This window comes from Cesiribacter sp. SM1 (genome assembly GCF_020178975.1).
Classification (GTDB): domain Bacteria; phylum Bacteroidota; class Bacteroidia; order Cytophagales; family Cyclobacteriaceae; genus Cesiribacter.
Genome location: NZ_JAHXBU010000092.1, coordinates 1 through 11,866, shown reverse-complemented (window position 1 = coordinate 11,866; position 11,866 = coordinate 1). Strand labels below are relative to the sequence as shown.

Here is an 11,866-nt window from a genome sequence, read left to right as displayed (position 1 = left end):
GCTGATTGCTTTATTGATGGTGATAATTCAAACTGAATAATGAGCTTCATTGAACTGTAAATTAACATATGTTATAGCCTTTGTTTCGCTCATACAACATACTGATGATCAATGTCAGATATTGCCATTAAGGTAGAGCAGCTATCGAAGCGTTATCGCTTAGGGGTGGTGGGTACAGGTACTCTGTCGCACGACCTGAACCGCTGGTGGTATCAGTTAAGAGGAAAGGAAGATCCCAACCTAAGCATTGATGACTCACACAAACATATCGCTGGGAATCAGTATGTGTGGGCACTTCAGGATGTAGATCTTGAAATACGGAAAGGAGAAGTACTGGGGATCATCGGCAGGAATGGTGCCGGCAAGTCTACCTTTTTAAAATTGCTAAGCAGGGTCACCAGTCCTACTTCAGGTATTATTAAAATTCATGGCAGGATTTCTTCTCTTCTGGAAGTCGGTACCGGCTTTCAACCAGAATTAACCGGCAGAGAAAATATTTTTCTGAATGGAGCGATCCTGGGAATGTCCAGGGCAGAAATCAGGAAAAAATTTGATGAAATCGTAGCATTCAGTGGCATAAGCCAGTTTATAGATACCCCTGTTAAACGCTACAGCAGTGGCATGTGGGTTCGCCTTGCTTTTGCTGTTGCCGCTCATTTAGAGGCAGATATCCTGATCGTAGATGAGGTATTGGCAGTTGGTGATGCAGAATTCCAGAAAAAAGCCATCGGCAAAATGCAGAATATCGTGTGTAACAGCCCCAAAACAGTACTTTTTGTCAGTCATGATATGAGTGCTGTCAGGGCTTTATGCACCAGTAGTGTGCTGCTGAATGGAGGCAGAATTGAGATGCAGTCTTCTGTTGATGCAGTGATCGCCCGATATTTAACCGCAGGCATTTCGGAGGGACGCCAGGTTAGCTGGAATGAAAATAATGCACCGCTGGGAGATGGCATCAGACTACATTCATTACGGATTGAGGACAGCCAGGGAACAGTCTCAGGTTCTTTATCAAATACAAGTAATCTCATCATCAGGATTTCCTACACCCTGCATCAACCTATTCCCAATCTTCGCTTGGTCTTGTCTGTCATAAGCGCCAGGGGTGTAGAGGTACTAACCAGTACCAGTCATGCAGCGGGTAGCGCTGATTATCATACAACAGGAAAATTTGAAGCTAGTTGCTGTATACCAGGAAAGCTTCTTAATATAGGACATTATCTCCTTCGCCTAAGAGTGGATGTGCCAACAGAACAGGTGATTGTACCTTCATTTGAAGCCCTGCAGTTCCGGATTTCAGAGTTGGATTTTCACCAGTATGGCAGGATTGTACCCGGTGAGCCAAGCGGCTTGATCCATATTGATGCACCCTGGGTTGTACAAAAAAAGCAGGAATCTTAAAATTCAGGATTGCGCATGATGAGTCATAATCCCCTAGTTTCAGTTATCCTACCAAATTATAATCATGCTCCATTTCTGCACAGGCGCATTGAAAGCATCTTGTGCCAGACATTTCAGGATTTTGAACTCATCATATTGGATGACCATTCAACGGACGGCAGCACTGCAATTATACAGGAATACAGCAAGCACCAGAAAGTAACGAAGGTTGTGCTGAATGAGCAGAATTCTGGTTTAACCTTTCATCAGTGGTTGAAGGGTATTAGGCTTGCACAAGGCAAATACCTGTGGATTGCCGAGAGCGATGATTATGCCAATGAGCATTTTCTGGAAAAGCTGGTCCATATTTTAGAGGCACAACCCAATGTTGGTTTAGCCTTCACGCAATCATGGCTGGTGAATGAAAATGACGAAATACTTTTTTCCTGCAAACGGTGGTCAGATGACCCCAGATGGAAGCAGGATTTTATGCTGGATGGAAAACTGGCCTTGAAAGCGTTTGCTATTTATACAACAGGTATGTACAATGCCAGTGCTGTTTTATTCAGAAAAGAAGTTTTCGATAAAGTTTCCCTTGCTTTCACTGAATTCAAATACGCCGGCGATACCATGTTATGGCTGGAAATGTTGCTGCATACAGATTTGTTTTATGTTGCAGAGGAGCTTAACTTTTTTCGGACACATCCGCAGCAGCATTCCAGTAACACTACTGAAATTCAATTGCTGGAAGGTTTCGAGAATATCTTAAACTTAATTTCCCTTAACAACCCTCTGTTAAAAGAACCTGTAACCCAACAGAAAATTAAATATTTAATAGTGAAAGCCCTGTATGCATACCTGAACAGAAAGATCCGGCTGCTTAGCCTGTTAAAAGTGATGATAGCTGCTGCAAGAACAGATTTACTTTGTTCCACGAGAATGTTCTTTCGGTATACCGGAAAGTGCTTCAGGCCTACATTTGCCATTATATGAATAAGCTCCCAATATCTGCATTAGTGGTAAGCTTAAATGAAGGCAAACTACTAGGAGATTGCCTTGACTCCATTTACTTTTGCGATGAGATAGTGTTGGTTGATCTGGGGTCTTCAGATAATTCTGTTCAGTTGGCACAATCGAAAGGCGTGCAAGTTATCCATCATGAGGTAGTTCCGGTTGTAGAAATTATTCGCGCAAAATATTATCAGCAGCTTGAACATGATTGGATTCTATGCATAGATCCTGATGAAGCCATTGACAAGGAATTAAGACTGGATATAGAAAGGCTTTTCGAGAGAGGTATTGCCCGAAATGTAGGCGTTTTACATGTTCCCTGGCAATTCTATCTTGCTGGTAAACCACTAAAGGGTACAATTTGGGGAGGCATCAAAGAAAAAAGGCTTATATTTCATAAAGATCGGGTTCAGCTGAATAGCTATGTACACAACGGTCTAATACTAAAAGAAGGGTATACTGAGCTAAGCATCACTTACAGAAATACTAATGTGCTTCATCACTACTGGATGCAAAATGTTAAGCAACTTATAGAAAAGCATCGTCGCTATCTGGCATTGGAGGGGCCTACACGATATGCCCTTGGCCATAGAACAACTTTGAGACAGCTGGCAATACACCCATTCCTGGCTTTCAAATTAAGCTTTTTGGATAAAGAAGGCTATAGAGATAAAATATCAGGCTTTCTCCTTAGTCTCTTCTGGATGTGGTATTCAACTGCATCCCTAGACCGGCTGTACAGGATTCAGTTGAGAGAAGAGCAAAAAGACACTAATCAGTGAAAGCAACTTTCAGGAAGTTCCGGTAATGCTTGTGTAATGGAACAAACGCTTCAAATATTCCTTGGAAGATTTAACCCCGGAAGAGGCTATTGAAAGACGACAATTAGGCTTGGTTTCTTGATTTTACAGCGGCTCTAATTCCGTGAGGACGTCAATGAAAATAAACCCCAAGTTGTGTTTTTTTAGGAGAGCGCTGACTAAAATATATTTTGAAATTAATTTTATTAGTAACTGTACGTTAAGGTTTTTGGGATAATTCATAAAAAATGACGAAGAGTCTTACTTATAGTATTTGTACTAATCCATTCTGTGTATATTTGTCATAGGTAAAATAGAGTTGACTATTAAAATAGCACTTATTACCAAAGTGCCTTCTAAAGAGATTGTTAGCCACATGTCAGACATCGCCATAAAAGTTAAAGATCTTTCAAAGCAATACAGATTAGGTCAGGTAGGAACAGGTACATTATCTCATGACCTGAACCGCTGGTGGCATAAAGTGCGAGGGAAGGAAGATCCTTATCTGAAAATAGGTGAAAGTAACGATAGAACTAAAATAGGCGAAAGCGACTATGTGTGGGCGCTGAAAGGCATCAATTTCGAAGTGAAGGAGGGAGAAGTTTTAGGTATCATTGGTAAAAATGGAGCCGGAAAATCAACACTCTTAAAGCTTTTAAGCAGAGTTACTGCTCCGACTCTTGGAGATATAAAGATAAAAGGCAGAGTGGCTTCTCTCTTGGAGGTAGGTACAGGTTTTCATCCTGAATTAACCGGCAGGGAGAACATCTACCTCAATGGTGCTATTTTGGGTATGAGCAGAGCTGAAATTAATCAGAAACTAGATGAAATAATTGATTTTAGCGGAACTGCCCGCTATGTAGAAACTCCAGTAAAACGGTACAGCAGCGGTATGAGGGTACGTCTTGCCTTTGCTGTGGCTGCTCACCTGGAGCCTGAAATTCTTATCGTAGACGAGGTGTTGGCCGTGGGAGATGCTGAGTTTCAAAACAAAGCCATCGGTAAAATGCAGGACGTAGCTAAGGGCGGAGGCAGAACAGTGCTCTTTGTAAGTCACCAGCTAAGTTCAGTGCAGGCCCTGTGTTCCAAGACTATGATCATGGCAAATGGTACTGTACTTACTAGTGGAGACACAGCCGAGATGATTAACCTTTATCTGAGCGAAGATCCTTCAGGTAAAAAGGGAGTGAAAGCACTAGAAGGTTCCAATCCGCAATTCGACTACCTGCATTTCAGTACTACAGCTGCAGATTTAGCCTCTTCTACCCAGTTAAGCCATATCATGTCGGGGCAGAATATGTCACTCAGCATTCGTTATAAGCTTAAAAACTATGATGGGTTAAGTAATGTGCAGCTTCGCTTTTCCTTTCATGATGATATGCAGAATCCGCTTTTTGTATGCAACACAAAGCAGTCTCTCACCCGTAATGTAAACTTACCTAAAGAAGGAGCTTTTTCCTGCACCATTCCAAAACTGCCTCTGCTTCCAGGAAAGTATTTCGTCAACATGTCCATAAAAAATGCCTTAACTGAGATATGGATAGATGCTGCCTTTGTGCTTAATGTGATAGATGGTGATTTTTTTGCATCAGGAAAGCTGCCTGACAAAGAAAACGGTAAATTTTTGGTGGACCATCAATGGCAGGTACTAGCATGAAAGCTCCGTTGTTTATAGGAGGATGTAGTAGAAGCGGAACTACATTACTGGCATCTATGCTGGGTGCAGCTCCTGGCACTTTTGTGATACCTGAATCGCATTTCAAAGTAAGCCTGCTGCAAAAGCTGATTCCGGATGATCATGGGTTGTTTTTTTCCAGGGATGTGATTAGCTATATTAGCACCCACCCTCGTTATCGCATCTGGTGTTGTTCAGAACCCTTAAAACTTATGCAGAATAGAGTAAGCCTCTCGGTGATAATGGATACACTGGCCTTGCATTACGCAAAGCAGCATGGAGTAGCTACTGTTGATAGCTGGATTGACCATACGCCTGGTAATATAGAACATGCTCCAGTATTAAACCTGCACTTCAGCGAAGCTAAGTTTATTCATATTGTAAGAGATGGGAGAGGATTTGCTGCTTCTGTAAAGAAACTTGATTGGGGATTTCATGATTTAATCATGATTGGCCGCTTGTGGCGTGATACCCTCATCAGGGATTTGAATATTGAAAAAGCCCTGGGAGACCGAGTACTTCGCGTGCACTACGAAGATTTGGTGGAGCGCCCTGAACAAACATTGCAGAAGATTTGTGCCTTCACTCATCACGCTTACACTCCGGAAATGCTGAAAGCAAATGGCTTTTTTACACCTTCCTACACAAAAAATCAGCACAACCTTATTGGTAAAGGCGTTGAAAGTAAGCGTTCAGCTGCATGGAAGAAAAGCCTAACGCCTAGAGAAATAGAGTTATTTGAATCTGTTGCAGGTTCAATGCTCAGAAGAATGAAGTACGAACCCATGTTCGAAAACCCCAGTCAGAAATTGTCAGTTAGTGAATTCTTCTATTTTAAAATACGCAATACCTTTTACAGGTACTACGACAAATACAAGATTAGTAAACGTTATAGCAAGAATATTGCATAAGTACCTCCATGAATATGGTAGTATATTATTTTGGTGCTGATCATACTTGGGAGAACCTTCAAAAGCTTGGCTTTAATAGAAGAAATACCTGTATTCTTAAAGCACTGGCAGAAGAAAGCAGGATTATCCAGGTCTATAACGTAAGACGGGTGAGTGCGGCTACTTTATTGGCGCATATAAAGCAGAAAAGAAAGCAGGAGAAAGTTGTAGATGTATTGTATGCTCCCTTGGTGCCCACTTGGATAGTAGGCTCTGGAGCGCTAAATAAAGGCATATTCCGCATTCTTATTAATTTACAAACTAAGTCACATAAAGAACGAACTCTTCGCTGGTGCTATTGGCCTAGGGCTTATGAACAGATGCAAGAGCTTGGACTTAGCGGCGAGATTATCTTTGATGCTGACCACAATCTTATAGATGATCCTAACCTGGCAACGGAGAAGCAAGATGCTTTGATTAAATCTTTAGAAATTATTGCACGACAAGCAGATGTTGTTGTATCTGCCTCTCGAAGCATGAACACATGGTTCCTAAATAAAGGAGCAAAAAAAGTATATCGATTGCGCAATGGTGTTGATGTAGACAGATTCACTTCCGCAAGTAGGTCTACAACTTCAGTGGCAAAAAGAGTGGGTTATGTAGGAATACTTTCCCGATGGATAGACACAGATTTGTTGTTCTATATAATCAATGCTCGACCCGAGTATACATTTACGCTTGTAGGAGCAGATTTTCAAACAACACTTTCGGAACAGATAGCGCAAAAACCTAATGTAGAATGGTTGGGTAAGCAATCTGCCGAAAAGGTTCCAGCACTTATGCATAATATGAAGGTAGGATTGAGTCTCTATCGGAAACATGCTGGAATGGATGCAGATAGCATGAAAATTTATGAATATTTGGCAGCAGGATTGCCAGTAGTAGCCACAAGATATCATGAGAATATTGCAGATGATTATAATGGTTTGCTTTCGATAGCAGACACTTATGATGAATTTCTGGAAATGTTAGATCAACAAATTGAGTCTACTTTCTATCTGCAAAAAGAAGAGGTAGTATCCTTTTTAGTTTCTGCCACTTGGCAGTCTAGGGTATCTACATTTATAAACAGTCTGGAGAACCATGGAACCGAAAGTTAGTATAGTTATACCGGTTAAAAACGGTGCTGCTACATTAGAGGCTTGCTTAGAGGGCATACGGATGCAAACATTGTTCTGTGTTGTAGAGGTACTGGTAATAGATTCAGGTTCTACTGATGGCACTTTAGCTTTACTCAAAAAATATCCTGAGGTACAGGTTCATTCAATTGCTTCTGAGTATTTCAATCATGGGGCAACTCGTAATATGGGTGTTCAGCTTGCAAGGGGAGAGTTAGTTGTAATGACAGTTCAGGATGCTCGGGCTGCAGATGCTTATTGGCTGGAGCGAATGCTGGAGCATTTTAAAGACCCACAAGTAGCAGGGGTATGCGGCCTGCAGGTAGTGCCGCATCATGCCGATAAAAATCCGCATGAGTGGTTCAGGCCTGTTTCGCTCCCAAAAGCAAGAAAGATAGCGTTTTCTCCAGATGAATTTAAGGCCTTGTTACCTGCCGCAAAAAAACGGGCGTGCTCCTGGGATGATGTAAATGCCATGTACAGAAGAGAGGTGCTGCTGGCACTTCCTTTTGAGGAGGTGGTCTTTGGGGAAGATATGCTGTGGGCCAGAGAAGCACTTCTGGCGGGTTTTTCATTAGTGTATACGCCGGCCTCTAAAGTTTATCATTACCACCATGTAGATTTCACATACCAGTACCGGAGAAGTTTAACCGTTTTCTTTTTTGTGTATAAGTTCTTTGGGCTGTTACCTGCTGTTAGCGCACGGCCAGTAGATGTAATGAAGATAGTATATAGGAATGTGAAATGGGGAGTACCTGCCAGATGGATCACGTACAACATTAATAGAAGACGGGCCACACTGAAAGCGCAGCAGGATTTTTACGATGCGCTAAAGCAGGGAGAAGCGGCCCTTGAACTATTACACAGTACCCATTGCCAGCAGGCCCCACAGGCTGCAGCCCTACGATATGAAAAATATTACCCCTTTAGTGAGTGTATTGATGACCTCCTATAACCGGGAGAAGTACATTGCAGCCGCAATTGAAAGTTTGCAGGCATCTACCTATCAGCAATGGGAGCTGATTATCGTAGATGATCAGTCGAAAGACAGCACGGTAGCCATTGCCCAGGCATTTGCAGCTCAGGATGCGCGTATCCGGGTGTATGTAAATGAAAAAAACCTGGGAGACTACCCCAATAGAAATAGGGCAGCCTCCTATGCCAAGGGTAACTACCTCAAGTACCTGGATGCCGATGATCTGATCTATCCCCACGGTCTGGAGGTACTGGTGCGCATGATGGAAGCCAATCCCGAAGCGGGCTACGGCTTATGTACGATCTCGCCTGATAAACAAAGGATATATCCTTTTTTGTTAAAGCCTCAGGAAGCTTATTATACACATTACTTTCAGTATGGTATTTTTACAAGGGCTCCTTTATCCTCAATTTTAAGAAGAGAAGTTTTTGAAGCAGAAGGGGGTTTTAGTGGAGAACGCTTGTTAGGCGATTTTGAAATGTGGCACCGGCTTTCGCTGAAGTACTCAGTGTTGCTTATGCCACAGGGCCTAATCTGGTACAGGGAGCATGACGAGCAGGAAAGTTTTTTGTATAGGCATAATCCATATGAACCGTTTAAATATACCCTTACCAGTATGAAGTATTTAACTTCAGGAGCATGCCCACTTACGGATGAGCACAAGCAGCAAGCAATATCAAAAATAAAATACTGGCAGTCGAGAGCAATTTTGGGAGGTATAAAAAATAAACAGTTTTCTATGGCAAAGAAAATGAGCAAGGAAGCAGGAATTACATTTTTGCAGGCAATTAAAAATATTTTACCACGGAGCTAGTTAAACTTTCGATAGCTTCAGCCAATTAAACCTGTGATGTTGGTTTAAGCTCTACATTCTTGATTTTTCAAGGCCAGCTCAATTGTTACTTGGTGTATAAATTAGAATGAAAAGTAAAAATAAGTCAGTGCTTCGCTCTTTATGCAAACAGTAGTTGTATATAGCTTCTTTTATCTTCTTTTCTACGAAGTGTTCCGTCTTTGCACGGGAGCCTGGCCCTGCGGGGCAACTGCAGGTGGGAAACAGGGTAAACATTGGCTGTAACTCCATTTTGGATGTAAGTGCGGATATCTGTATTGAAGATGATGTAGCACTAGGGCCAAATGGAGTAATCTATACCCACGATCACGCCTATCTGCAAAATAGGGAGATTCCCTGGAAGGGGCCAATTACCAGAAAAGGGGTGGTTATCGAAAAAGGGGCCTAGGTGGTTACTAATGTTACCAGGTGCCCGGATTGGTACTGGAGTTATTGTTGCTGCCGGTGCTGTTGTTACCAAAGATATAGGGCCGTACACACTTAACGCTGGAATTCCGGCTAAGAAAATCAAAGACTTACATGAAACGGGTATCCATACTCATCCCACTTTATAATGCAGCACCTTATGTTGAGGAAACCATTGCATCTGCTCTGGCACAAACCTACCCCAATATAGAAATTATTGTTGTAGACGATGGCTCAACTGATAACAGCCTGCAGCTTGCAGAAAAATTAAGCAGCGAGAACGTACACGTCTTTTCCCAGCCTAACAAAGGAGCCTGCGCTGCCAGAAACCTTGCTTATGAACACTCTACTGGCGAGTATATACAGTATTTAGATGCTGATGACCTGCTGGCACCTGATAAAATAGAACAACAGATTGCTGCCTTACCCGCCGATGCGTCCGGAGAAGTACTCAGTTGTCGCTGGGCAAGCTTGTATGAAGATAAGCAGGTAGTAGAGGAAAGGTGTACTACCCTATATAAAAACTATGATAACCCGCTCAACTGGCTGGCAGATGCATGGATGGGAAAAGGCATGTTTCCCTATCATGTATGGCTGACTCCAAGGAAGTTAATTGCCCAGGCGGGCCCCTGGAACGAGTCGTTGCTCCTGAACCAGGATGGGGAATTTTTTAGCAGGGTCTTATCTGGTGCCAGTGCAATAAAATATTGTCCAGAAACAGCAGTTTATTATCGAAAAAGCAATCCGCAGAGTCAAAGCCAGGGGGGGAAGTTTTCTAGGGCAAAAGCTGCATCATTGCTGGATAGCTATAAGCTCTATATAAGCAATGTAGCCATCTATTTAACTAATGAAAATATTCTAAAAGCCCTGGGTAATAACCTCTTGCTATTCATCTACCAATACCACCAGCTGTTTCCTGATTTAAGCTACCAAGCAGAGGAAGCCTTTCAGCAGTTGGGTTTTAAACATAAATGGCCTGTTGGGGGGGCGCAATTTAAAAAAATGGCCATAGTGCTCGGGTTTAAAAATGCACTCCGTTTGAAAGCGCTGATACAACACAAGTACTGAGCGGGATCAAGTTATCTAAGTTGTTCTAACCCTATTATGCTAGGGTGGTATTGTTACATCTTACTGGCAATAGATGGACAATGTTAAAACATACAGATAGAAGATCAGAATACTAATTAACGGATGCAAAAAAAATGTATGTAGCTTTACTGTATAAAAACTAAGCTGATGGCACTAGATGAAGGCTGCAGCAACCCTTGATAATGAACTGCTTAAAGTATGATAAATGTAACCGAACCGTTTCTTCCAAAGCGGGAAGAGTATGAAAAATACATAGATCAGATCTGGTCGCGTAAATGGCTTACCAACAACGGTCCACTGGTGAATGAGTTAGAGCTGCAATTAAAAGATTATCTGCAGCTGGATCATTTACTTTACCTCACTAATGGTACCATAGCCATACAACTTGCTATTAAAGTACTGGAACTTCAGGGGGAGATCATTACCACACCCTTTTCTTTTGTGGCTACTACTTCATCAATTGTGTGGGAACACTGTAAACCTGTTTTTGTAGACATAGATGAAGAAACCCTTAATCTGGATCCAAGGAAAATAGAGGGGGCTATAACAGAAAAAACAACGGCTATACTGGCTACCCATGTATATGGCAATCCTTGTGATATAGATGCTATTGCAAAAATTGCGGCACGTCATAAGCTTAAGGTAATCTATGATGCCGCCCACTGTTTTGGAACAAAGTATAAAGGTAAAAGTGTGTTGACTTACGGCGATGTAAGCACGATCAGCTTTCATGCCACTAAGCTTTATCATACTACGGAAGGTGGTGCTGTTGTTACACCTTCTGCAGAGCTTCTGAAGAAAATGTCGTTACTACGGAATTTTGGATTTAACGGTCCGTACACCTTTGCTTCAGTAGGCATCAATGGTAAAAATTCAGAGTTTCATGCAGCTATGGGATTGGCTAATTTACCTTATGCCAATGACATATTGCGCAAGCGCAGAGAAGATAGCCTGCAATATGATGACATGCTGCTGGGAAAAATTCCGGTCAGAAGACCAAAGATCACCGATGGCTCAGTATATAATTATTCATATTATACACTTGTCTTTGAAACAGAAGAGCAACTGCTAAAGGTACATAAATCTCTAGAGGTAAATGGCATCTTCACCCGCAGGTATTTTTATCCCAGCCTTACCACCTTGCCTTATGTGAAAGCTTCAGAAGTGCTTGTTACAGTAGATGTTGCTGCACGTGTGCTTTGTCTTCCTTTGTATTATTCATTGAATAAGGCTGAAATAGACATGATTAGCCGTTACATTCTTAGAACATTAAAGTACGGGTAATGCAAGTCAAAAGTACAGGTAGATATACAAGGAGGTGCGGATAATTGTGTACGAAAAGCAGGGTGCTTTATTCTGGATAGGACTAACTATCATGCCCTTCATTTCACTAGGCCGTGTTGACAAATAAGTTTATAAATGAATGATTTATAGTGTTTTATATTTTTGAAGTAAAAAGATTTCATGAGACGCTATTAGATAAGCGGCCGCCGCCTTTAGCTTTGGGTGTTAGTACAAAACTAAGAAGAGCAGTAGTATCTTTAAAACATACCGGCTTAGGTGAACTATGGCCGCCGCTGGATAAGATCCAACCCGCGATTTAGTACCT

The 11,866-nt window shown here is 41.9% G+C and carries 11 protein-coding genes; all 11 read left to right on the top strand.

Going from position 1 to position 11,866, the window contains the following annotated elements; all coding sequences use genetic code 11:
• The first annotated feature begins 111 nt into the window (after positions 1 to 111).
• The 11 genes from KWJ01_RS19845 to KWJ01_RS19795 all read left to right on the top strand — a co-directional run bounded on the left by KWJ01_RS19845 (position 112) and on the right by KWJ01_RS19795 (position 11,541).
• Positions 112 to 1,401, top strand: a complete 1,290-nt coding sequence (locus tag KWJ01_RS19845) for an ABC transporter ATP-binding protein (protein ID WP_224998855.1) — start codon at positions 112 to 114, stop codon at positions 1,399 to 1,401.
• A gap of 15 nt (positions 1,402 to 1,416) precedes the next feature.
• Positions 1,417 to 2,373, top strand: coding sequence for a glycosyltransferase family 2 protein (locus KWJ01_RS19840; RefSeq protein WP_370634737.1), 957 nt, complete (start codon positions 1,417 to 1,419; stop codon positions 2,371 to 2,373).
• Positions 2,370 to 3,173 carry a glycosyltransferase gene (locus KWJ01_RS19835; protein ID WP_224998854.1) on the top strand — a complete coding sequence of 268 codons (804 nt, stop codon included), beginning with the start codon at positions 2,370 to 2,372 and terminating at the stop codon, positions 3,171 to 3,173. The genes KWJ01_RS19840 and KWJ01_RS19835 overlap by 4 nt, the downstream gene beginning before the upstream one ends.
• A 394-nt stretch (positions 3,174 to 3,567) precedes the next feature.
• Entirely contained in the window at positions 3,568 to 4,848 is a 1,281-nt protein-coding gene (locus tag KWJ01_RS19830) for an ABC transporter ATP-binding protein (RefSeq protein WP_224998852.1), read from the top strand.
• The gene (locus tag KWJ01_RS19825) at positions 4,830 to 5,777 is read left to right on the top strand and encodes a sulfotransferase (protein WP_370634736.1); all 948 of its coding nucleotides are present in this window, start codon (positions 4,830 to 4,832) and stop codon (positions 5,775 to 5,777) included. Before KWJ01_RS19830 ends, KWJ01_RS19825 begins: the two co-directional genes overlap by 19 nt.
• 8 nt (positions 5,778 to 5,785) lie before the next feature.
• A complete protein-coding gene (locus tag KWJ01_RS19820) occupies positions 5,786 to 6,916 on the top strand; it encodes a glycosyltransferase (RefSeq protein ID WP_224998850.1) in 1,131 nt (376 codons plus the stop codon).
• The gene (locus tag KWJ01_RS19815; protein WP_224998849.1) at positions 6,900 to 7,889 is read left to right on the top strand and encodes a glycosyltransferase; all 990 of its coding nucleotides are present in this window, start codon (positions 6,900 to 6,902) and stop codon (positions 7,887 to 7,889) included. The genes KWJ01_RS19820 and KWJ01_RS19815 overlap by 17 nt, the downstream gene beginning before the upstream one ends.
• A complete protein-coding gene (locus KWJ01_RS19810) occupies positions 7,843 to 8,724 on the top strand; it encodes a glycosyltransferase family 2 protein (protein WP_224998848.1) in 882 nt (293 codons plus the stop codon). Before KWJ01_RS19815 ends, KWJ01_RS19810 begins: the two co-directional genes overlap by 47 nt.
• 235 nt (positions 8,725 to 8,959) lie before the next feature.
• A complete protein-coding gene (locus tag KWJ01_RS19805) occupies positions 8,960 to 9,151 on the top strand; it encodes a hypothetical protein (RefSeq protein ID WP_224998846.1) in 192 nt (63 codons plus the stop codon).
• Between the two features lie 131 nt (positions 9,152 to 9,282).
• Entirely contained in the window at positions 9,283 to 10,236 is a 954-nt protein-coding gene (locus KWJ01_RS19800; protein ID WP_224998845.1) for a glycosyltransferase family A protein, read from the top strand.
• 219 nt (positions 10,237 to 10,455) lie between these two features.
• Positions 10,456 to 11,541 (top strand): DegT/DnrJ/EryC1/StrS aminotransferase family protein, encoded by a 1,086-nt coding sequence (locus KWJ01_RS19795; RefSeq protein WP_224998844.1) that lies wholly within the window; start codon positions 10,456 to 10,458, stop codon positions 11,539 to 11,541.
• Positions 11,542 to 11,866: the final 325 nt, after the last annotated feature.

Bases quoted from the DNA above. Each gene is read 5' to 3' on its own strand.
- KWJ01_RS19845 (WP_224998855.1), top strand. From the start codon at position 112: ATGTCAGATATTGCCATTAAGGTAGAGCAGCTATCGAAGCGTTATCGC.
- KWJ01_RS19840 (WP_370634737.1), top strand. From the start codon at position 1,417: ATGATGAGTCATAATCCCCTAGTTTCAGTTATCCTACCAAATTATAAT.
- KWJ01_RS19835 (WP_224998854.1), top strand. From the start codon at position 2,370: ATGAATAAGCTCCCAATATCTGCATTAGTGGTAAGCTTAAATGAAGGC.
- KWJ01_RS19830 (WP_224998852.1), top strand. From the start codon at position 3,568: ATGTCAGACATCGCCATAAAAGTTAAAGATCTTTCAAAGCAATACAGA.
- KWJ01_RS19825 (WP_370634736.1), top strand. From the start codon at position 4,830: ATGGCAGGTACTAGCATGAAAGCTCCGTTGTTTATAGGAGGATGTAGT.
- KWJ01_RS19820 (WP_224998850.1), top strand. From the start codon at position 5,786: ATGAATATGGTAGTATATTATTTTGGTGCTGATCATACTTGGGAGAAC.
- KWJ01_RS19815 (WP_224998849.1), top strand. From the start codon at position 6,900: ATGGAACCGAAAGTTAGTATAGTTATACCGGTTAAAAACGGTGCTGCT.
- KWJ01_RS19810 (WP_224998848.1), top strand. From the start codon at position 7,843: ATGAAAAATATTACCCCTTTAGTGAGTGTATTGATGACCTCCTATAAC.
- KWJ01_RS19800 (WP_224998845.1), top strand. From the start codon at position 9,283: ATGAAACGGGTATCCATACTCATCCCACTTTATAATGCAGCACCTTAT.
- KWJ01_RS19795 (WP_224998844.1), top strand. From the start codon at position 10,456: ATGATAAATGTAACCGAACCGTTTCTTCCAAAGCGGGAAGAGTATGAA.